The 21,226-nt window shown below is 71.9% G+C and carries 21 protein-coding genes; 9 read left to right on the top strand and 12 right to left on the bottom strand.

Features of this window, described 5'->3' with window-relative positions; translation table 11 throughout:
• Window positions 1-168 precede the first annotated feature (168 nt).
• Together LQU92_RS02945 and LQU92_RS02950 are read right to left on the bottom strand one after the other, a co-directional pair.
• Window positions 169-2,028, bottom strand: coding sequence for a hypothetical protein (locus LQU92_RS02945; protein ID WP_143709865.1), 1,860 nt, complete (start codon window positions 2,026-2,028; stop codon window positions 169-171).
• A 412-nt stretch (window positions 2,029-2,440) separates the two neighbouring features.
• A complete protein-coding gene (locus LQU92_RS02950) occupies window positions 2,441-3,313 on the bottom strand; it encodes a potassium channel family protein (protein WP_230660725.1) in 873 nt (290 codons plus the stop codon).
• A gap of 193 nt (window positions 3,314-3,506) precedes the next feature.
• Here LQU92_RS02950 and LQU92_RS02955 point away from each other — a divergent pair, with 193 nt between their 5' ends.
• The 4 genes from LQU92_RS02955 to LQU92_RS02970 are packed head-to-tail and all read left to right on the top strand — an operon-like array spanning window position 3,507 to window position 6,864.
• Window positions 3,507-4,754, top strand: a complete 1,248-nt coding sequence (locus tag LQU92_RS02955) for a sodium:proton antiporter (RefSeq protein WP_230660728.1) — start codon at window positions 3,507-3,509, stop codon at window positions 4,752-4,754.
• Window positions 4,755-4,803: 49 nt separating this feature from the next.
• On the top strand, window positions 4,804-5,322 hold the full coding sequence (locus LQU92_RS02960; RefSeq protein WP_230660730.1) for a DUF421 domain-containing protein: 519 nt from the start codon (window positions 4,804-4,806) through the stop codon (window positions 5,320-5,322).
• The gene (locus tag LQU92_RS02965; protein ID WP_230660733.1) at window positions 5,319-6,074 is read left to right on the top strand and encodes an ion transporter; all 756 of its coding nucleotides are present in this window, start codon (window positions 5,319-5,321) and stop codon (window positions 6,072-6,074) included. The genes LQU92_RS02960 and LQU92_RS02965 overlap by 4 nt, the downstream gene beginning before the upstream one ends.
• Entirely contained in the window at window positions 6,061-6,864 is an 804-nt protein-coding gene (locus LQU92_RS02970; RefSeq protein ID WP_230660736.1) for a ZIP family metal transporter, read from the top strand. Before LQU92_RS02965 ends, LQU92_RS02970 begins: the two co-directional genes overlap by 14 nt.
• Before the next feature lie 11 nt (window positions 6,865-6,875).
• Here LQU92_RS02970 and LQU92_RS02975 read toward each other — a convergent pair whose 3' ends face one another.
• On the bottom strand, window positions 6,876-7,418 hold the full coding sequence (locus tag LQU92_RS02975; RefSeq protein ID WP_230660739.1) for a hypothetical protein: 543 nt from the start codon (window positions 7,416-7,418) through the stop codon (window positions 6,876-6,878).
• Window positions 7,419-7,603: 185 nt separating this feature from the next.
• On the opposite strand from LQU92_RS02975, the gene LQU92_RS02980 reads away from it, so the two are divergent.
• Window positions 7,604-8,260, top strand: a complete 657-nt coding sequence (locus LQU92_RS02980; protein WP_230660742.1) for a Pr6Pr family membrane protein — start codon at window positions 7,604-7,606, stop codon at window positions 8,258-8,260.
• Here LQU92_RS02980 and LQU92_RS02985 read toward each other — a convergent pair.
• The 6 genes from LQU92_RS02985 to LQU92_RS03010 form a co-directional block, all read right to left on the bottom strand.
• A complete protein-coding gene (locus tag LQU92_RS02985; RefSeq protein ID WP_101851397.1) occupies window positions 8,238-8,777 on the bottom strand; it encodes a hypothetical protein in 540 nt (179 codons plus the stop codon). The two genes, LQU92_RS02980 and LQU92_RS02985, sit on opposite strands and share 23 nt — an antisense overlap.
• A 135-nt stretch (window positions 8,778-8,912) precedes the next feature.
• Complete coding sequence (gene xylB / locus LQU92_RS02990; protein ID WP_180814614.1) at window positions 8,913-10,313, bottom strand: xylulokinase; 1,401 nt, start codon at window positions 10,311-10,313, stop codon at window positions 8,913-8,915.
• A gap of 29 nt (window positions 10,314-10,342) precedes the next feature.
• Entirely contained in the window at window positions 10,343-11,101 is a 759-nt protein-coding gene (locus LQU92_RS15200; RefSeq protein WP_143709864.1) for an AraC family transcriptional regulator, read from the bottom strand.
• A gap of 146 nt (window positions 11,102-11,247) precedes the next feature.
• Window positions 11,248-12,357 carry an NAD(P)-dependent alcohol dehydrogenase gene (locus tag LQU92_RS03000; RefSeq protein WP_101851395.1) on the bottom strand — a complete coding sequence of 370 codons (1,110 nt, stop codon included), beginning with the start codon at window positions 12,355-12,357 and terminating at the stop codon, window positions 11,248-11,250.
• Window positions 12,358-12,371: 14 nt separating this feature from the next.
• Window positions 12,372-13,652, bottom strand: a complete 1,281-nt coding sequence (locus tag LQU92_RS03005) for an MFS transporter (RefSeq protein ID WP_101851394.1) — start codon at window positions 13,650-13,652, stop codon at window positions 12,372-12,374.
• 205 nt (window positions 13,653-13,857) lie between these two features.
• Window positions 13,858-14,520: a YitT family protein gene (locus LQU92_RS03010; protein WP_372906770.1), complete on the bottom strand. Its 663-nt coding sequence runs from the start codon at window positions 14,518-14,520 to the stop codon at window positions 13,858-13,860.
• Between the two features lie 217 nt (window positions 14,521-14,737).
• Between LQU92_RS03010 and LQU92_RS03015 the strand changes: the two genes are divergently transcribed.
• A complete protein-coding gene (locus LQU92_RS03015; RefSeq protein WP_230660745.1) occupies window positions 14,738-15,217 on the top strand; it encodes a general stress protein in 480 nt (159 codons plus the stop codon).
• A gap of 153 nt (window positions 15,218-15,370) precedes the next feature.
• Here the strand turns inward: LQU92_RS03015 and LQU92_RS03020 are convergent, their stop codons facing one another.
• Entirely contained in the window at window positions 15,371-15,991 is a 621-nt protein-coding gene (locus LQU92_RS03020) for a helix-turn-helix domain-containing protein (protein WP_230660748.1), read from the bottom strand.
• 179 nt (window positions 15,992-16,170) lie between these two features.
• On the opposite strand from LQU92_RS03020, the gene LQU92_RS03025 reads away from it, so the two are divergent.
• Window positions 16,171-17,196, top strand: coding sequence for a zinc-dependent alcohol dehydrogenase family protein (locus tag LQU92_RS03025; protein WP_230660751.1), 1,026 nt, complete (start codon window positions 16,171-16,173; stop codon window positions 17,194-17,196).
• A 57-nt stretch (window positions 17,197-17,253) separates the two neighbouring features.
• On the opposite strand, the gene LQU92_RS03030 is transcribed toward LQU92_RS03025, so the two are convergent.
• Both LQU92_RS03030 and LQU92_RS03035 read right to left on the bottom strand, forming a co-directional pair.
• Entirely contained in the window at window positions 17,254-17,964 is a 711-nt protein-coding gene (locus tag LQU92_RS03030) for an HNH endonuclease family protein (protein WP_083529166.1), read from the bottom strand.
• Between the two features lie 135 nt (window positions 17,965-18,099).
• Window positions 18,100-18,597 (bottom strand): Lrp/AsnC family transcriptional regulator, encoded by a 498-nt coding sequence (locus LQU92_RS03035; protein ID WP_230660756.1) that lies wholly within the window; start codon window positions 18,595-18,597, stop codon window positions 18,100-18,102.
• 121 nt (window positions 18,598-18,718) lie between these two features.
• On the opposite strand from LQU92_RS03035, the gene ald reads away from it, so the two are divergent.
• Window positions 18,719-19,840, top strand: coding sequence for an alanine dehydrogenase (gene ald, locus LQU92_RS03040; RefSeq protein WP_230660759.1), 1,122 nt, complete (start codon window positions 18,719-18,721; stop codon window positions 19,838-19,840).
• A 120-nt stretch (window positions 19,841-19,960) separates the two neighbouring features.
• Complete coding sequence (locus LQU92_RS03045; protein ID WP_230660763.1) at window positions 19,961-21,214, top strand: phosphatidylserine/phosphatidylglycerophosphate/cardiolipin synthase family protein; 1,254 nt, start codon at window positions 19,961-19,963, stop codon at window positions 21,212-21,214.
• Window positions 21,215-21,226: the final 12 nt, after the last annotated feature.

Here is a 21,226-nt window from a genome sequence, read left to right on the forward strand (position 1 = left end):
GACGGCGGGGACGAGGGTTGCGCGCGCGAGGTGCTCCTGGGGACGGGCCGCACAGGCCGGGGGCCGGGGCACCGCCGAGCGCAGGGGCGCCGCCCGACCGAGAGGTGACGAGGTGGTGAACGACTTCTGCCAGGCTCTTTCGTGCGCTCCCTTGCACGGCTACGAGAACTACGCATCCTCGGCCGAGTAGGCGATCAGTTCACCCAGGCGGATCCACTCCTTTGCCGGAGATTTACCTCGGAGAAGGTCGGCCCGCAGGGTGGCCAGAGTGGGATCGGTTTTGGCCCACACGAGCATGTCATGGCTGGAGCGTATGCGGTTGGACATAGGAGAGACGTCGCTGTAGTGATCAAAAACCTGCAAGAGCTCGTTGACGGACTCGTTCTTCGCACCCAACAGCGCCCATGCACAGGCTCGTTGATATCGCATTTTCAGAGACATGACCTCTCGTCCGCTCGCCTGGAGTCCGTACTGCTTTTCGGAAAGTTGCTCCTGGATGGTCAGCAGGGACATTGAATGAGGCCGATATCCTTCCGATGTGACATCCGGTCCTATTCCGTTCTTGACGAAATGCAGACCTTTCCTCTCCAGCCCAGCCTGGAGCCTTTGGGCAAGCCTCCTTGCACGCGGCGTGCCTCTTGGCGCAGAGTACACCGCCAGACATACCAGTAGTTTGTAGACCTCTTCGATGGACAAAGCGGAGACATCATCGACGATCACCCAGTCCCTGGCGATGTCATGCGCTCCTTCGGGGTGTGCATTGGTGGCACGGCTGTCCATGATGGCCATTGGAGCCACCCACAGGGTGGCCAAATCCGCACCGTCCCGATTAAGGAGATAGCTCAACTCTCTTCGACGCTTACGCGGAATACTCCACTTCCTCCACCTGCTCCGCAGGGTCAGCTCCGTAGCACCGACCGCCAGAGCTAGCTCCCGGCCCAACCGAAGTGCTTGCGTCAAGTCATCCTGAGCCCTCACCTCATACGCACGTTGCTCCTCCACCAGGTCAGTGACTTGATGTACGGGAAATGCAGGGCCCTCACCATCTGCTCGAACCGGCCTTCCGATTTCGGCCGCAGACCTGTAATCCATCAATGCGCAGTGCCGATTGATGTAGAAGCCCAGGAGAGCGTACGTCGTCTGATACCAGGTGAGATCCGCCCGCGCCCCCGGGAATTCCCACTGCCGCCAGGTCTCAAACCCTCTGCGCTCGTCCGATATGAGGTCTCGAGCCACTTCCATGTGATTCTTCCTTGTCGCGGAAGAACGCAAATAGTCTGAATCGTGCATGTCCAGACGTGCCAGGTCGACGAGGGCCTTGATATTCCGGTGATCTTCCCACAATGCCCCGTTCAACCACTCCCGCTTTTCGGATTTTGAACCTTCTGGTACGTGAGACGCCATGCGCATGAATGCGTAGCTCTCCCAGGATTCTGACTCGAAAATTCTGACGGGCTCGCACTTCTTCCGCTGTCGCCGGGTCCTGGAGTGGTGAGCAAGCATGAATACGAGCCACGCTCCGATCAGCGTCCCTACTTTTTCCCACAGATCAACTCCGGTCATCTTGTCAACAGACTGTGAAAAATGACGCTGTTCGAGGATTTGTCCCGATGAGGAATGCAACTCCACCTGCACCTCGATCTTCTTGTCCGTGATTCCATAGGGTCTGACCAGGACCGAAAGAGACCGTCGTCCGAGCCATCCGTTGACCACCGGTTCAGCCCATTTGAATTTGTCCGGCAACGAGACTGCGGGAGCAGGGATGTCCGCCTCGGCCCCATCAATGCGCGTCAGCGTGTCCGCCTCCTTGCGCGCGACATGGAGCTCATTGGTGATCTGGCTCCGCAGAGCGACCTGAACAGCCTGATGACTTTCGGCCCCCTCTGCACACTTGATGACGTACCTTCGGCGGAACGAATTTCTGATCAACAGAAGGAAAATAATGACGGCTACAGTGGCGAGCAGAATTGCAGGCGGATTCATAGCCTCCGCCAACCGCTGATTCCATTCTTCGAACCATGCCAACACCGATTCAGCCCCTTGGCCGAAAACGCTGGCTGCCGACGGCCCGATGCTTAGTTGACCGACCATAATTCCCCCGTCTCGTGCGAACCCGACCTTGGAGCACTCCCTCGAAACGGATGGTGCCGAAACGGCGGAACAGGAACCTCCTGCGGCAGTCGCTTCGAGACCTCCATCTGAAGTTTCCGCACGTCAAAGCATCAATACAATGGGCGGCCTCCAGTATGTCGATGCGGAACAGCGCTGCCCCGAACGCGAAGCCTGATTCGTTTGCAGGTGACGCAGGAGCACGCCTACGACATCGACATCCGCGTGATCACGACCTTCGGGTGGCGCAGATGAGGTACGTCGCTTGCGCATCCAGGCAGGGGAAGAATGCCGTCTCTGCTCACCGTTGCCTCGAGCCGGGAATCCCGTCTCAGCGGCGGAACTCCCGGCCGTGGTCGCGGGCGTAGTCGGCGAAGACGGCCTCGGGGTCCTCCCCGCCGCCCACGAACTCCCCCAGCTTCGCCCCGAGCTGCTCCAGCGACCGGTCGAGGACCTCGGCCGCGGCGGCCACCTCCGGCGCGGGGCTGCCCGCCGCGGCGTCGCGCAGCGCGAGCGCGGCGGGCAGCTGGGCGGCGAGGGAGAGATCGGGGTCCTGCTCCTGGAAGAAGTAGGTCTCGCTGTGCTGGGTGAAGTCGATGCGGGCCCGCCCGATCTGCCCGGCCAGGGGGTGCAGGACGCCGGCGGCCGCCACGGGGTCCAGCCGCGGCAGACGGTCCGCCCAGCCGGTGTCCGCCAGGCCCTTGAGCTCGAGGGCCAGGGCCCGGCGCCGGGACAGCGGCGGGTAGATCTGGGTGAACCACGTCAGGGCCGCGGTGAGCAGCGCGAACCCGGTCAGGGCCTCCAACGGGGCGGCCAGGCGCACCCACGCGTCCGTGGCGACCACGTCGCCGAAGCCGAGCGTCGCCAGGGTCACGAGGGAGACGTAGAGGGCCTCGGCGAAGTCGCCGTACCGGGCGGGGTCCACGCCCGGGGAGTACGTGAAGCCGCCGGGGACGTGCGGGAGGTAGACCAGGGCCCAGCCCAGGGCCTGGAGCCCCACCCACAGCAGCACGGCGGAGCCCATGGCGGCCGGGCCGACGGCCGAGCCGAAGCGGTGCCCCGTGGCCCTCGACAGCTTCCACACGCCCACCATGAGGCCGTGGCTGAGGGAGCCGCTGCCGCTGGGGTGCAGGAGGCTGTGGTACATGTCGCGCAGCCCCAGCACGACGATCGCCGCCCCCAGGAGCGTCAGCACGATCGGCACGGGATTCTCCTCCTCCAGTCTTCGGCGCCGGATCCCGCCCGGGGAACCGCGCGGGGCTCCCGCGGAGCACACCGGCGGGGCACGGTTGCCCCGCCCATCGTTGCTAAGGCTACTGTGGGATCGGCCGCGGCGCACCGCACCGGCGGGACCGCGGCCCCGAGGACTCCGACCGGGTGCAGGAGGGAGGAACACCGTGGACATCAACCTCGTGCTGGCGCTGTTCGCCGGGCTGATCCTGGTGCTCTCGGCGTTCTCGACCCTGCTGCAGCGGGTGAGCCTGCCGGGACCGGTGCTCGCCCTGGCCTTCGGGGTGCTGATCGGCCCCTACGCCACGGGACTGCTGCGGATCGAGGACTTCGGCGTGCCCACCGGCACGCTGCTGGAGCAGGCCGCGCGGATCACCCTGGGGATGGGCCTGGCCGGGGTGGCACTGCGCCTGCCCCACGGGTACTGGCGGGCCGAGACCCGCTGGATCGCCGTGATCATCGGCGCGGGCATGGTCCTGATGCTGGCCGTGGCCACCGGGGTCCTGTGGGGACTGCTGGGGGTGCCGTTCGTGCTGGCGCTGCTGCTGGGCGCGATCATCACGCCCACCGACCCGGTGGTGACCACCCCCGTGGTGACCGGCTCCCTGGCGGAGCAGCGGATCCCGGAGCGGGTCCGCCACAACCTCTCGGCCGAGAGCGGCCTCAACGACGGGCTGGGCTACCTCTTCGTGATGCTCCCCGTGCTGCTGCTGACGGCACCGGACCGGGCCTGGTCGGAGCTGCTCACCACGGTCCTGCTGTGGGAGGTCGTGGGCGCGGCGGTGTTCGGGGCCGTGGCCGGGTACCTGCTGGGGAGGCTGTTCGTGGCCGTGAAGGACAGGGGGCTCATGGAGGAGAGCTCCTACCTGGGCTTCCTCGTGCCGCTGGGGCTGTTCGTGCTGGGCGCCGGCAAGCTGCTGGGCACCGACGCCGTGCTGGCCGTGTTCGTGGCCGCCGCCGTCTTCGGCCAGGTCATCCCCCAGCGCGACGAGGAGCAGGAGGACAAGGTCGACGACGCGGTCAACCGCTTCGTCCTGCTGCCGGTCTTCGTGCTCGTCGGCCTGTCCCTGCCCCTCGACGAGTGGGCGCGGCTGGGCTGGACGGCCCCCGTGGTCGTGCTCGCCGCCGTGCTGCTGCGCCGGCTGGTCGCCCTGTGGGTGCTGCGCCCGCTGCTGCGGGGGGTCCACGACCGCCCCGAGACGGCGTTCCTGAGCTGGTTCGGGCCCATCGGCGTCTCGGCGCTGTTCTACGCCACCCTGGCCGAGCGGCACACCGGCCACCACGAGATCTTCACCTGGACCACCCTGGCGATCACCGGGTCCGTGCTGGTCCACGGGCTCTCCACCGCTCCGCTCAGCGCCTGGCTGCAGAAGCGGGAACCGGAGCAGACGCAGAAGCAGGAGGCCGACGCATGACGAACACGACCCCCTTCGCGCACGAGCGCCCCCGAGCGAGGTGACCGGCATGTGGTTCGACTCCTGGACGGACATCGGCCGCATCCTGCTGGTGGGCGCGGCCGCCTACACGGCGCTGGTGGTGATCCTGCGGGCCTCGGGCAAGCGCACCCTGGGCCAGCTCAACGCCTTCGACTTCGTCGTCACGGTCTCCCTGGGCTCCACGCTGGCGACCATCCTGCTCAGCTCGGACGTCTCCTGGGCCGAGGGCGCCACGGCCCTCGCGCTGCTGGCCGGGCTGCAGCTGCTCGTCGCCTGGATCTCGGCCCGGTGGCCGCGGGCCCGGGGCGTGTTCACGGCCGAGCCGGCCCTGCTGCTGGCCGACGGGCGGATCCGGCACGAGGCCCTGCACCGCAACCGCCTCACCGAGTCCGAGCTGCGCCAGGCCGTGCGGATGCAGGGCACCGGGGACCTGACGACGGTCAGGGCCGTGGTGCTCGAGACCAACGGCAAGCTCAGCGTGATCACCGACGCCCAGTACGGCGACGGCTCCGCGCTCCAGGACGTGCGCGGGCGCGAGGACCTGTGAGCCACGCGGCGCCGCCGGAGGAGCCGGCCGAGCAGCTGCGGGCCGCCGAGGCGCTGGCGGCCCGCCTGGACCGCCCCATGGGGTTCCTCGGGATCCTGTTCCTCTTCGTGGTCCTGGGCCAGCTGCTGGTCACCGACCCGGGCTGGAGCCGCGCCCTGACGGTGCTCGGGTGGGTGTTCTGGGGGATCTTCGTCGCCGAGTTCGGGCTGCGGGCCTATCTCGCCGGGTTCCAGGCCTCCTTCTGGCGGCACAACTGGTGGCAGGTGCTGTTCCTGCTGCTGCCGTTCCTGCGCTTCGTGCGCGCCCTGCAGGCCCTGCGCCTGGTCCGCCTCGCCCGGCTGAGCCGCCTGGCCCGCGCCGGGGGCATCGTCTCGGCGAGCGTGCGCGGGTCCCGCTCGGCCGGGCGGCTGCTGTCCAGCCGCATCGGGTGGCTGTCGGCCGTGACGGCCGTGGTCGTGCTGGCCGCCAGCCAGCTGCTCTACGCCTTCGAGGCGCACACCGACTACGGGACCGCCCTGCACGAGGCCGCACTGGCCACCGTGACCGGCAGCGGCATCACCACCGACGACCCCTTCTCGAAGGTGCTCCAGGTGGTCCTGGCGGTCTACTCCGTGGCGGTCTTCGCGACCCTGGCCGGCTCCCTGGGGGCCTACTTCCTGCGCGACCACGGCGCCGCACCGGCCGCGCCCCCGGCCCCGGGGCCGCCGCCCGCACCCGACCCCCGACAGGAGAACCCTCGTGGACTTCCTTGAGCCGAGCACGGCCGACAGCGTGTGGATCGCCGCGGCCCTGACCGCGGTGCTGGCCGCGCTGCACCTGGCCGCCCCGCGGATCCGCAGCCTGCCCCTGGTCCCGGAGCGCCGGATGGGCTCCTTCGCGGGCGGGCTGGCGGTCGCCTACGTCTTCCTGCACCTGCTGCCCGAGCTCGCCGCCGGCAACGAGGCCGTCGGCGAGGCGCTCTCCGACGTGGTCGAGCCGACCCCGCTGCTGGAGCTGGCCATCTTCCTCGTGGCGCTGACCGGGTTCACCGCCTTCTACGGCCTGGAGCGGCTGGCCACCGCTCACGGTGACCGGAACGGCGGCACGCCGTCGTCCGGAGGCTCCCCCACCGCCCGTGGACGGGCTGGAGTGTACTGGCTGCACCTGGGGTCGTTCATGGTCTACAACGTGCTGATCACCTACACCATGGTCCTGCGGGTGCGCACCGGCCTGCTCTTCGCGGTGCTGTTCACCGTGGCCATGGGCCTGCACTTCGTGCTCACCGACCGCGGGCTGGCCGAACACTATCCCCGCCGGTTCGCCACGAGCGGGCGCGCCCTGCTGGCGGCTGCACTGGTCGCCGGGTGGGTGCTGGCCTCCGTCCTCGCCCCCACGAGCACGGTGCTCGTGGCCGTGCTGACCGCCCTGCTGGGCGGGTCCGTGCTGCTGAACGTCTTCAAGGAGGAGGTCCCGACCAACCGCAGCTCCAGCTTCGCGTGGTTCTCGATCGGCCTGGTGCTGTACTCGGCGCTCCTGGCGGTGATCACGGGCGTCGGGGAGTAGGCGCGGCGGCGCTATCCGCCGTCCTCGGCGCACGCGTCCGCGAGCCACCGGCGCAGCGAGCCCAGCGAGTCCTCGAGCGCCCGCCGGTCGAACCGGGCCCGCGGGCCGTCGGGGGCGGCGGTGGCGGACTGCTCGGCGGCCAGGTCCTCGCCGTAGGAGTCGACCGTCAGCTGGATGCGGGCCAGGTCCGCGACGAGCTCCTCGGGGGCGGCCTCGGCCAGCTCCGCCACCCGGTCCTCGACCTGCTGCACGTCCTCGACCCGGTCGGTGACGGACAGGCTCGAGGGCAGCACCGAGAGCGTGAGCACGTGGTCGGCCACGGCCGCGCAGGCCTCCGCCCGGCCCCCGTAGCTCCCCCAGCGCCCATCGGCCGGGGCCGTGGCCGTGGGGGCCGGCGCCGACGACGACGGGCCCGGCGCGGCCCCGGTCTGCTCCGTCCCGCCCGGCCCCGGGTCGGCGCAGCCGGCCAGCAGCAGGCCGACCGCGACCGGCACGGCCCACCGCCCGACGCGGGCGGGGGCGCGCCGCGGTGTCGGCGTGGGGAACGGGTGCATGGTCGGGGTCCTCACCGGCGGGACGGGCTGCGGGTGCTGACAGCCTAGGCGCCGCCGCCCGCCCGGGAACACCCCCGCGCCCGCCGGGAAGCCCTCCGGGGCCGGAGGGCTTCGGTCCCCGGCGGGCGGCCCCTATCCTGGGCGGGTCGGGGCGGGCCCGTGCCGCCCGGACGGGAGGAGGACCCGTGCGCGTCGCCGTGCCGCTGCTGCGCGTCGCGGCCCTGACCGTGGCAGTCGCCGCCCTGGTCGCCCGCTCCCGCTGCGCCGTGGTGACCGGCACGTGCCTGGGCACGAACCTCTTCAGCTACTTCACGATCCACAGCACGGTCCTGCTCGTGCTGGCCCTGGTGCTCGCCCTGGCCCACCACGCCCTGCGCGGCGGCGAGCCCCCGTGGCTGACCGCGCTGCGGGCCCTGGCCACCACCTACGTGCTCGTCTCCGGGATCGTGTTCACCGTGATGCTGCTCAACGCGGAGCTGTTCGGCCACCTCTTCCTCGTGCCCCGGTCCTCGCAGGTGCTGCACTTCGTGCTGCCCGTCTACGCCCTGCTGGACTTCCTGGTGGGGCCGGGCCGGCACCGGCTGCGCCTGTCCACCGCGTGGGCGGCCATGGTCTACCCGGTGCTGTGGTCGCTCTACACCCTGGCCCGCGGGCGCCTGGTGGGCTGGTATCCCTACTTCTTCCTCGACCCGGACCGGGTCGGCGGCTACACCGCCGTGGGCGTCTACGCGATGGGGGTCTCCGCGCTGATCGTCGTGGTGGCCGTGGGCGTCACCGCGGCCACCCGCCTGCCGACCCCGGCCCCGGGGCGTGGCCTGCTCAGTCGAGCTCGACGACCGTGATCGGCAGGGGCAGCTCCTCGGCGTCGAAGCTCGTCTGCGCGGAGTAGGGCTGGCCGGTCTCGTCGCGGCCGAAGCACATCGCGAGGACCTCGCCCGGGCTCGTGCCCAGCATCAGGGTCCAGTGCTGGCCGGCCCCGTCCACGGCGTGGGCCTGGTGGTCCAGATCCAGCTCGCCCTCGACGTCGGCGAAGCGCTCGCGGTAGGCGGCCAGCTCCTCGGGGGTGTGCAGCACCCCGGCCGAGACGACCGACTCCTCCCCCGCGCCCACGGCCGGGGCCACCGGGTAGGCCACCCGGAACGGCGGCTCGAGCACCGACAGCAGCTCCTTGGCGGGGGTGGCGTCGTCGCCCTTGAGCCAGATCCGCCCCGTGCCGTCGAGGAAGCCCTCGTACTCCTCGTCGTTGGGGTAGAAGCACAGGAAGCCCGAGCCCGGGATCCGCTGGGCCAGCCCCTCGAGGTCGGAGGCGCTGTCCACGGCGAAGTAGCGCATCAGGGGTTCCAGCAGCTCGGGCTCCACGGGCGGGTCTCCTTGCGGTGGGGCCGTCGTGGGGGCGACGGCGGGGGCGCGGAGGCGGTCGCCTCCGGACGCTCCAGGCTACGCGCTCCGCGGCGCCCCGTGGGCCGGACGGGCTCCTGTCACGAACCGAGAGCGTCAGCCCCACCCCTCGGTCGCGTCCCGCAGCCGCCCGTACTGCTCCACGAGCCGGTCGCGCAGGCCGTCGTCCGTCACCGGCAGCGTCCGGGTCTCCGAGGCCGCGGGCCACGCCGGGGGCTCCGCTCCTCCGGCGAGCGCCCAGGCGGCCTGGCGCGCCGCGCCGAGGGCCACGTACTCGCCGGGAGCCGGAACCTCGACCTCGTGCCCGAGCACCGAGGGGGCGAGCGCTCGAACAGCCGCCGAGCGCGCTCCCCCGCCGATCAGCACGATTCGGCGGGGCGCTGTGCCGGTCGCCCGCACGAGGGCCTGGACGGCGTCGTCGAGGGAGCACAGCAGGCCCTCCACCACGGCCCGGGCGATGTCCTCCCGGGTGGTGGCAGTCGTGAACCCGTGCAGGGTGCCGCGGGCACCGGGCCGGTCAGGGGTGCGCTCGCCACCGAGGTAGGGCAGCAGCACGAGGCCGTGGGCCCCGGGGGTCCCGGCGAGCGCGAGCCGGTCGAACTCCTCCGCTTCCACGCCGAGCATCCGCCGGCCGAGCTCGAGGACTCGGGCGCCGTTGAGGGTACAGGCCAGCGGGAGACAGCGGCCCGTGGCGTCGGCGAACCCGGCGACCAGGCCTGAGGCGTCGTGCACGCTGTGCGGAACGACCATCGAGGCGACCCCCGAGGTTCCCACGGACACGCACACATCACCGGGACGGAGGTGGAGGCCGAGGGCGGCGCCCATGTTGTCCCCCGTGCCCGCGGCGACCACGGCTCCGCCGGCTGTGGTCCCCGCCCGCTCGGCCGGGTCCAGGATCCGGGGCAAGCCGGCCTCCCGGCCGAGCGCTTGGGTGGCCAGCTCGGGGTCGAAGGCCCGCTCCCGCGGGGACCAGTAGCCCGTGCCCGAGGCGTCCCCGTGGTCGGTGGTGGGTTCTCCGCGGCCGGTGAGCTGCCAGGTGAGCCAGTCGTGCGGAAGGAGGACCTCCCGGGTCCTCCGGGCCGAGTCCGGCTCGTGGTCGCGCAGCCACCGCAGCTTCGAGGCGGTGAAGGAGGCGACCGTGACGGAGCCCGTCCGCTCCGCGCAGGCGGCGGGACCGCCCAGCTCGGACACCAGGTCCCCCGCGGCGGCGGCCGAGCGCGTGTCGTTCCAGAGGAGAGCGTGGCGCACCGGCTCACGCCGGGCGTCCAGGGCGACGAGCCCGTGCTGCTGCCCGGCCACGGCCACGGCCCCCGCACGGGGCAGGAGATCCCCGGCGGCCCGGTGCAGCGCGGCCGTCCACTCCGCCGGGTCGACCTCGGTCCCTTCGGGGTGCGGTGCCCGGCCTGTGGCCAGCACCTTCCCGGTGGCGGCCGCCACGAGGACGGCTTTGCAGGACTGGGTGGACGAGTCGATGCCGAGGACGGCGTCGGGAATCAAGGGGCGCTCCGTTCGGGTGCTGGATGCGGTCAGGACCGGCCGATCCGGCGGTAGGCCGAGGGCGTGGTGCCGGTGGTGGCGCGGAACTGGCGGTTGAAGTTGGACAGGTTGGTGAAGCCCACCCGGTAGCAGATCTCCGAGACGGGCAGGTCGGTGCCGCTCAGCAGCCGGCGGGCCTCGCTGACCCGCATCCGGATCACGGTGCGGCTGAAGCCCACTCCCGTGGCCCGGGCGAAGAGCCGGGAGAAGGCATCACGGCTCAGGCCCACGACCTCGGCCACCTCGGACACGAGCATCCGTTCGCCCAGGTGCTCGGTGATGTGGTGCAGGGCCAGGTTGAAGACCTCGGCCTCGGCGGTGTCCAAGCGGTAGGTGCCGCCGTGGCTGTCGAGGAGGCGCCGTTCGGACTCCGGGGACTCGGCGAGGACCCCGAGCAGCTCCGCCACGGCGGCCAGCCGACGCAGGCTGAAGGTGCCCTCGATCGCTTCGAGGGCCTTCGCGCCCCGCAGGGCGGTGCGTCCGGAGAACTCGATGCCGCGAGCGGCGTCCTCCAGCAGCGGGCGCAGGGCATCCAGCTCAGGCAGAGCCCCAGCCGCGGAGAGGAACCGGTCCTGGTCGAACTGCAGCACCGCGTCCCGGTGGTGGACCACCTCGTCCTCGTCGAGGTGGGAGATCCAGTTGTGCGGGAGGTAGGGGCCGATCAGGCACAGGTTGCCGGGGCCGAAGGGCCCGGCGTGGTCCCCGACCATCATCGTCCCGGCGGACCGCCGGATCAGGTGCACCTCCACCTCGGGATGGTGGTGCCAGCGGGCGAGGGGGTGTGGCCAGTCGTGCTGGTGCCACCGCACGGAGCTTTGCGGGTCCGGGAGCACCAGCTCCCGGACCGGGGAGGTGACGTCCTCCGGCGTCGTGCTCCGTGCGGCGGCACCCACGGTCAGGCCCCGGCCACCCGGATCTGGATCTTCGTGTCGGTGGGCCGCCCCTCGGCGCCGCGCTCGAACGCGGCCACGGCCTGCTCGAACGGGTAGGTCGCGCTGATCAGGGCCGCGAGGTCCACGGCCGGCGACGCGGCGAGCTCGATGGCCCGCTGGTAGGAGTTGGCGTAGCGGAACACGGTCTCGATCCGCAGCTCCCGCGCCTGGGCCGCGGCGACGTCCAGCGGCACCGGGTCCACGGGGATGCCCACCAGGACCACGGTCCCGCCGGGGGCGGGGAGCTCCCACAGGCTGCCGAACACGTGCGGGCTGCCGCTGGCCTCGAAGACCACGTCCGCCCCCCATCCGTCGGTCGCCTCCCGCACGACCACCCCGAGGTCCTGCCGGGTCGCGTCCACCGGGTGGATCGTGGGGTAGGCCTCGAGCGCGGCGAACTTCTCGGGGGCCACGTCGGAGACATAGACCCGGGCGGCCCCGCTCGCCGCGGCGGCGACCGCGGTGAGGACACCGATGGTGCCGGCGCCCACGACGGCGACCACGTCGCCGGGCGCGATGCCGGCCTTGGTCACCGCGTGCACCGCTACCGCGAAGGGCTCGATGAGCGCGCCCTCCTCCAGGGAGAGCTGCCCGGGCAGCCGGTAGGTGAAGTCCGCCGGGTGGACGACCTCTGGCTGCAGGCACCCGTCCACGGGGGGCGTGGCCCAGAAGCGCACATCCGGATCGACGTTGTACATGCCCATCCGTGCGGCGCGCGAGCGCGGGTCGGGGATGCCCGGCTCCATGCAGACCCGGTCCCCCACGGCCAGGTGCTGCACGCCCTCCCCGATCTCGAGCACCGTGCCGGAGGCCTCGTGCCCCAGGACCATGGGACTCTCGACGACGTACGGGCCGATCCGCCCGTGCGTGAAGTAGTGGACGTCGCTGCCGCAGATGCCCACGGTGTGCACGGCGATCCGCACCTCACCGGGGCCGACCGGCGGAGGGCCGGGAACGGGCCGGACCCTGATTTCGTGCCGGCGCTCGAGGACCACGGCGTCCATGGTGGCATCCTCCTGGGGGTGCGGGGTGGTCGTGCGGTCGGGGGTGTCGGTGATCGTGCTGGGGTTCATGGTCTCAGGTCCTCTCAGGCGGCGACGGCGAGGCGGTCACGGCGCGGCAGCAGCCGGCCGTCCTCGGTGGTGAGCCCGGGCTGGGGCGGGCGGATGAAGAAGGTGAGGACGGTCCCGAGGAGCATCAGGCCGGCGAAGACCCAGCACACCCCAACGGGGCCGAGAACCGGCAGCAGCGCGGTGGCGATGCCCGGGCCCACGAAGGTGGTCAGCCCGGAGGCGAGGTTGTGGGCGGAGATCGCCGCGCCGCGGTGCTCGGGGGCCAGGGCCGGGAAGATCGCCCCCATCGGCACGAAGGCGGTCACGGACAGCGCGAAGAGCACGGCGGCACCGACCATCATCGGGAAGCTGGGGCCGAACCAGAGGGGGAAGTAGGCGAAGGCGAGGGCCGCCAGCGCCATCCCCCCGAAGCCGAACCAGCGCATCTGGCGCATCCAGCCGTAGCGGTCGCCCAGACGCCCCCAGACGATGTTGGTGACGATCGTGATGGTGTTCATGATCGCCCAGAGAGTCATCCACTCCGTGAGGCTGAACCAGGCCTCGCCGCCGATCTCACCGGTGGTGAGGTACAGGGGCATCATCATGGGGAACGCGTAGAGGGTGAGGTTGCACAGCACCCGGATGACCACCGAGAGCGCGATCTGGCGGTTCTCCACGAGGATGGTCACGCCGCGCATCAGCTCACGGGTCTTCTGCCCGCCGTCGAGCGTCCGGGACGGATCCGCCCCGGGAGGGGGACCCGGGACGAGGAAGAGGCACATCAAGGTGCCGGCCGCCACGAAGAGCAGGGAGACCCACAGTGTCGCGTACTCGCCGATGACCGGCACGAGGAGGCTGGGCACGTAGGCGCCCATGACGCCGATGCCGAGGGAGAACGAGGCCCAGAACCAGCCCATGGCCGAGGCCAGCCGGCCGGGGTGGACGGACTGGGCGATAAGCACCACGAACGAGTACATGAACAGGGGATAGGCGATCCCGCGCAGACTGTAGATGAGGATCGTCCCGGTCACGCTCTGCAGCCCCACAGTGAGGAACAGGACGTGCAGGACCATCCACAGCACGCCGCCGAGGACCATCAGGCGCTTGGCGCCGACGACCTCCGCGAGCACTCCGGTGGTCCAGGCCGAGAATGCGACGACCAGCCCGTAGACGGTGAAGGCCAGCCCTGCCTGGGTCGGCGTGAAACCGTTCTCGACGAGGAAGCGGGAGAGGAACGTGAGCTCGAAACCATCACCGGTCATGAAGACGGCGAGGGCGAGGTAGCCGAAGAGCAGGCGGCGTGGCATGCCGAACATGCGGGCACTCCTTCGTGGACACCGGATGTGGGGGCACCTGGCGAGCGGAGGAGCGGTCGGCCGGTGCGCGATGTCCTCAAAGCTACGAGGAGGTGACCGGTGCCACTAGCCGGTTAATTCGCCGTGAACTGATACTTTTGTGCGATCTGCGGTGGATCGACTCGCGGCAGGGATCCGGAACAGGCCGTGCCGGACCCCAGCCCGGTCACCGGTCGAGCCGCACGCTCAGCCGCGGCATCAGCGGCTGGACCAGCGGCCCGATGGCCAGGGCGTAGAGGACCGTGCCCAGCCCCACGGTGCCGCCGAGCAACCAGCCGACGAGCACCACGACCGCCTCGATCGAGGTGCGCACCACGCGCACGGAACCCCCGGTGCGCCGCACCAGGCCGGTCATCAGCCCGTCGCGCGGACCCGGCCCGAGGTGCACCCCGATGTACGCGGCGGTCGCCACGGCGTTGAGCGCCACCCCGGCGAGCACGAGCACCACCTGCAGCGGCAGGGTCCCGACCGGCGGGAGCAGGGCGAGGGTCGCGTCGAGCGCCAGCCCGACGACGACGGCGTTGGCGAGGGTGCCGATCCCGGGCCGTTCGCGCAGCGGGATCCACAGCAGGAGCAGCAGGAGGCTGAGCCCGATCACCACCGTGCCCATGCTCAGCCCGAGCCGCCCGGCCAGCCCCTGGTGCAGGACGTCCCAGGGGATCACGCCGAGCTGCGCGCGCACGAGCAGGCCCATGGAGAACCCGTAGAGCACCAGCCCGGCGAGCAGCTGCACCAGCCGCCGGGGCATCCGTCGCGCGGCCGGGGGCCGCTGCCCGCCGGGACCGGGGAGCTGGGGCGGGGTGCGCGGCGGAGTGCTCATGGGGACCATCCTCCCCCGGGCGGCGGACCGGGCAGCACCGGCGCAGCGGGCACCTGCGCTGCACCTCGGCACTCGCTGGGAGTCCGGTCCGAGATCCTTGAAAGCGGAAATATTGACGGCACAACACCTCGTTGTGCCGGATGCCCGCCCAGGAACGCCGCAGCGCGCCGGGCGGACCGATACGCAACCAGCACAGGACGAGACCACGCAGAGGAGAACCACCAGCATGTCCCAGCCCACCGCCGTTCCCGCCACCGCCGCCGTCGACTACCGGGTCCTGCGCACCGTGCCGACCTACGCGGAGGCACAGCGCGTCGTCGACACCCTCTCGGACGCCGGGTTCCCGGTCGAGCACGTGCGCGTGGTCGGCACGGGCCTGCGCTCGGTCGAGCAGGTCACCGGCCGGATGACCAACGGCCGGGCCGCGCTCTACGGCGCCGGCTCCGGTGCCTGGATGGGCCTGCTCCTGGGCCTGCTGCTGGGCATCTTCACCGTGGGTGCGTGGCTGTCCGTGGTGCTGTGGGGAGTGCTCCTGGGCGCGGTCTGGGGCCTGGTCCTCGGTCTGGTCGGCCACGCGGCCACCCGCGGGCGCCGGGACTTCCGCAGCGTCCAGGGCCTCGAGGCCGACGCCTACGACGTCCTGGTCGAGGCCGGGCACGTGGAGGCCGCCGCCGCGCACCTGGACGGCGTCCGCCCCACTGCCTGACCTGCGGTCCGGCGCGGGAGCCGCTCAGTCCCGCGCCGGGCCGGCGTCGGCCGGCACGACCGTCACGCCGTTCTCCCGCAGCAGCCGGAGCTGGCCCTCCCGCACCCGAGTCCGTCGGGACCCGGGACAGTACCTGCAGTCGCGCGCCCCGGCCTAGGGCCCGGGTGCGGATTCGGTCCCTGTGCCACCGGGTGCGACGGGATCGCCGGCGTGCAGGTGCGCGCGCTCGCCGTCGCGGTCGAAGATCGTGAGGATCTCGACCGGACCGCCGTGGGCGCCGATCGAGTGCGGGACCATGGTCGAGAACTGGGCGGCGTGGCCGGCCTCGACGAGCAGGGTCCGCTCCCCCAGGTGCAGCCGGGCGGTGCCCGAGAGCACGGTGAACCACTCCCGACCCGGGTGCACCGCGAGCCGGTCGCGGCCGGAGGGGTGCTCCTCGGTGAAGCGCATCTTCGCCACGGTCATCCCGTGCAGGTCCCGCTCCGGGGACAGCAGCCAGGTGGTCACCCCGCGGGCGTGCTCGGGCTCGGGCCGGATCACCACGTCCTCGTCCGCGGGGGACTCCACGAGCTCGTCGAGCGTGGTGCCCAGGGCCCGGGCGATGGGCACGAGCTGGTCCAGGGCGATCCGGCGGTGGCCGGTCTCGATCCGGCTCAGCGTCGAGGGGCTGAGCCAGCAGCGGGCCGCGAGCGCGTCGAGGGACCAGCCCCGGGCCAGTCGCAGCCCGCGGATGCGCCGGCGGATGACGGTGTCCAACTCGATCTCCTGCGTCATGGGCAAGAGTCTATGCTCCGGCAGCACGACCGGGGGCACCCGCCGACCGCACGTCAGGGGTTCCCGCGCTGCCGGGGCGCAGGGTTGACTGGGCACCGTATCGGGTGCGCCCCGCCGCGCTCCGGACCCCACCGCCCCGACCCCCGGGACGGACCCCATACCCGCGAGGAGCACTCGTCATGCGTGGAGTCCTGCTGTACGCCCCCGGCGACGTCCGCGTCGAGGAGCGCGAGGTCCCGGCGATCGTCGAGCCCACCGACGCGATCCTGAAGGTCGCCGCCGCCTGCGTGTGCGGCTCCGACCTGTGGCCCTACCGCGGCCTCGAGGACGTCGACGGACCGGCCCCGATGGGCCACGAGTACGTCGGCACCGTGGAGGAGGTCGGCGGCGCGGTGCACGGCGTGGCGGTCGGCGACTTCGTCGTCGGTTCCTTCTTCGCCTCGGACAACACCTGCGAGATCTGCCGGGCCGGCTACCAGACCCACTGCGTGCGCCGGCAGCCCGGGGCGGCCACCGGTGCCCAGTCGCAGTACGTGCGCGTCCCGCTGGCCGACGGCACGCTCGTGGCCACCCCCGGACAGCCCGGCCCGGAGCTGATCCCCTCGTTGCTGGCGGCCTCGGACGTGCTGGGCACCGGCTGGTTCGGCGCCGTGGCCGCCGAGGTGGGCCCCGGGAAGACCGTGGCCGTCGTCGGCGACGGCGCCGTCGGGCTGCTCGGCGTGCTGGCCGCGAGGCAGCTGGGCGCGGAGCGGATCATCGTGTTCTCCCGCCACGCCGACCGGCAGGCCCTGGCCCGGGAGTTCGGCGCCACCGACGTCGTGGCGGAGCGCGGCGACGAGGGCGTGGCAAGGATCAAGGAACTCACCGGTGGGCTGGGGGTCCACTCGGTCATCGAGGCCGTCGGCACCCAGGAGTCGATGCTGCAGGCCATCCGGTCGACCCGCCCCGGCGGCCACGTCGGCTACGTCGGGGTCTCCCACGACGTCTCGCTGCCCGGCCAGGAGCTGTTCTTCTCCGGCGTGCACCTGCACGGCGGTCCCGCGCCGGTGCGCCGGTTCCTGCCCGAGCTGATCCGGCTGATCTGGGAGCGGGAGATCGACCCGGGCAGGGTCTTCGACCTCACCCTGCCCCTCGAGCAGGCCGCCGAGGCCTACCGGGCCATGGACGAGCGCCGGGCGATCAAGGTCCTGCTCACCACCGACTGAGCTCGACCGGGCACCGCCATCCCTGGCGCAGGCCGGCGTCCCGCGGCCGTCCGCGGCTCAGGCCTTGCGCACGGTGAGGCCCACGTTGGGGCAGGACGCGGCGATCCGGGTGAGGGCGGCCTTCTCGGCGCTGTCGACCTTCAGGCCCCAGCGGATCTTCACAGCGACCCACTCCCCGACGTAGCCGCAGCGGTGGCGCGGCGGCATCCACTGCTCCGGGCCGCGGGCCTGCTTGGCGGAGTTCAGGGCGGAGGTCTGGGCGCTGAGCGTGCGGGAGTCGCCGAGGTCGTTGTAGAAGGCCACGCGCTTCGCCTTCGTCCAGTACCGGGCGCCGGAGCCCCAGGCCTCGTGGACGGGCACGGTGTGGTCGATCTGCACGGTGGTGGCCGAGGTGTGGGTCCGCCCGTCCCAGCTGGTGACCCAGCGCCCGCTCCGGACGGTGCACCGCTTGGCGGTGGTGAAGGTGAGGGACGCCCGGGTCTCGTTCTGCAGCACCTCGGCGCGGGTGTTCCGGCAGTCCCGGTCGGCGTCGTTCCAGGTCCCGAACTGCCGGTCGCGGTCGTAGCCGGCGTTGTTCTCCGCGGCCACGGGCAGGGACTTCACCGCGGTGCGCAACGGGGCGCTGTAGGTGGACGCCGCCTCGGCGGGCACGGCGCCGCCGAGGAGCACCAGTCCCGCCACGACCGCGGAGGCGGCGGCCGCCCGGAGCGGGCCGGCGGGGGAACCGGCGGAGCGGGTGCGAGCAGGGGACAGCAGTCCGAGGAACATCGGGGGCCTCCAGGATGGGGGGTGGAGCGCCGTCGGGGGCGTACCCTCATCCTGGCATTACAAATGCAAATGCATGCACTGTGTCGTGCTCGCACTTCTGGGGACAGTCTCCCGGCCGACGGCGGGCCCGTCCGCTCACAGCCCCTGCGGGCCGGGCACGTGCTCGAACACGAGGCTGGTCTGGGTCGCGGCCACGACCGGGTTCGAGGACAGGTGCTCGATCACGAACTGGCGGATGTGCTCGGTGTCGCGCACCCGGACGTGGATGAGGAAGTCGTCGACCCCGCCCAGGAAGAAGTACTGCGAGACCTCGGGGACCGTCTTCAGCGACTCCCCGAAGGCGGCCATCTGCTGCCGGGCCCCGGGACGCAGCCGCACGCTGATGAGCGCCTCGATGGTCTGGCCCAGGGCCTTGGGCTCGACCTCGACCGTGAAGCGGCGGATCACCCCGGCCCGCTGCAGCGCCTTCGTCCGGGCCAGGCACGTGGACGGCGCCACCCCGAGGGCCTCGCTGAGGGCCTGGTTGGTGGCCCGGGCGTTCTCGCGCAGCAGCCCGAGCAGGCGCAGGTCGAGGTCGTCGAGCTGATGGGCCGGCCGCAGATCCTGCGGCGGCCGCGGTGTGGGGTGCGTCACATTCCGTTCCGTTCTGCCGGTTCTGCGGCATGTGCCGAATGATCTTCGATTCTACTGCGCGACCGGGGAAGGAAGCGTAGGTTTTTCCCACCGAACCACCGTTTCTTCGGAAGGCCCCGCCATGATCGTCTCCGTTCCCCGCGAAGTGAAGAACAACGAGTACCGGGTGGCCATCACCGCCTCGGGCGTGCACGAGCTGGTCGCCCACGGCCACGAGGTCCTCGTCGAGGCCGGCGCCGGGACCGGGTCCGGGATCGACGACGACGCCTACACCGCCGCCGGCGCGCAGATCGTCGCCGATGCGGACGAGCTGTGGGCCCGGGCGGACATGGTCCTGAAGGTCAAGGAGCCGGTGGCCGCCGAGTACCACCGCTTCCGCGAGGGCCTGGTGCTGTTCACCTACCTGCACCTGGCCGCCGAGCCCGAGCTGACGGCCGCCCTGCTGGAGGCCGGGGTCACCGCGATCGCCTACGAGACGGTCCAGACCGCCGACCGCCGCCTGCCCCTGCTGGCCCCCATGAGCGAGGTCGCCGGGCGGCTGGCCGTGCAGGCCGGGGCCGCGGCCCTGACCGCCCCGGCCGGGGGCAAGGGCGTGCTGCTGGGCGGGGTGCCCGGGGTCCGCCCGGCGAAGGTCACCGTCCTGGGCGCCGGCGTGGCCGGCACCAACGCCGCCGCGATGGCCGTGGGCCTGGGCGCGGACGTGAGCATCCTCGACATCAACGTGGACCGGCTGCGCGCCCTCGACGCGCAGTACGCCGGGCGCCTGCGGACGATCGCCTCCAACGCCCTGGAGGTCGAGCGCGCCGTGACCGAGGCCGACCTCGTCGTCGGCTCCGTGCTGATCCCCGGGGCGCGGGCCCCGAAACTGGTGAGCAACGGGATGGTCGCGGCGATGAAGCCCGGCAGCGTGCTCGTGGACATCGCCGTGGACCAGGGCGGGTGCTTCGCCGACTCCCGCCCCACGACCCACGAGGACCCGACCTTCCGCGTCCACGACACGGTCTTCTACTGCGTGGCCAACATGCCCGGGGCCGTGCCGAACACCTCCACCTACGCGCTGACCAACGTCACCCTCCCCTACGCCGTGGCCCTGGCCGACAAGGGCGCCGAAGCCGCGCTGACCGCCGACCCGGCCCTGGCCGCCGGGCTCAACGTCCACGCCGGGCGGGTCACCCACCGCTCGGTGAGCGAGGCCCACGGGCTCGAGTACACCGACCGGGCGGAGCTCGTCCGCGCCGCCTGAGGCCCCGGGTCCGGCCGGGCCCCGGCCCCTCGGTGTCCGGGCCCCTTCCGGGACGGTCGGCCGTGCGACGGCGGCGGGCCGTCCCGGGAAGCGCCCAGCCCCGGTGGATAGGCTTCGCGGATGAGCCCCTCCCCCGCAGCGGACCCCCACCTCCTCCGCACGCTCGTCCTGCGCTCGGCGGCCGGCTTCGCCGCGGTGCAGGCCGCCGTCGTCGTCACCCTGGTCGGCACCGACGCGATCAAGCGTCAGCAGCGCGTCCGGCGCAGCGGCTTCCCCCGCCCGGGCACCTTCGAGGGGGAGGTCGCCGGGACCGGCACCACCGCCTACACCTACGGCGAGGACCTCTACCGGGACATGCTCGCCGCGATCCGCGGCGCGCAGCAGCGCATCCTGCTCGAGACCTACCTGTGGAAGGACGACGAGGTCGGCACCGCCTTCCGCGACGCCCTCAACGAGGCCGCCGAGCGCGGGGTCGAGGTCTACGTGATCTACGACGGCTTCGGCAACCTCGTGGTGCCCCGCTCCTTCTACGCGTTCCACCCGGACGTGCACGTCTACCGCTTCCCCGCGGTGCACGTGCGCCGGCTGCTCACCCCGCTGCAGGCCTCGGGGCTGACCCACCGCAAGCTGCTCGTGGTCGACGACGAGATCGGGTTCGTGGGCGGCTACAACATCGGCGACCTCTACGCGACGCAGTGGCGCGACACCCACGTGCGCCTCACCGGCCCCTCGGCCATGGAGCTCGGCCACTCCTTCACCGCCGTGTGGAACCACTCCTCGGGCCACCGGCCGGACCGGCTGCCGCACCTGAGCCCCGGTGAGTGGGACTCCCGGGTGCACGCGGTCAACAACATCCCGGCGAGCCTGGTCTACCCGATCCGCAGCGTCTACCTCGACGCGATCCACCGCGCGAGGCACCACATCCACCTCACCACGGCCTACTTCATCCCCGACCAGCAGATCCTCGAGGCGCTGATCGAGGCCTCCCGCCGGGGCGTGGACGTGCGGGTGATCATCCCGGAGAACTCCAACCACGTCCTCGCCGACTGGCTGGCCCGCGGCTTCTACTCGGCGCTGCTGGCCGAGGACATCACGCTGCTGCTCTACCGCAACGCGATGATCCACGCGAAGACGGTGACCGTCGACGGCCAGTGGTCGCTCGTGGGCACCGCCAACATCGACCGCCTGAGCCTGGGCTTCAACTACGAGACCACCCTCGAGATCCACGACTCCGCCTTCGCCGAGGACATGGAGCGGATCTTCGCCGCCGACAGCGGGAACTGCCGGAGGCTCACCGCCGAGGAGTGGGCCCGCCGCAACCCCGCCGCCCGCTTCGCGGAGGTCGTCCTGCGGCCGCTGTGGCGGTTCCTCTGATCCCGGCGAGGA

The sequence above is a fragment of the Kocuria sp. LUK genome, assembly GCF_021012935.1.
Lineage (GTDB): Bacteria > Actinomycetota > Actinomycetes > Actinomycetales > Micrococcaceae > Kocuria > Kocuria flava.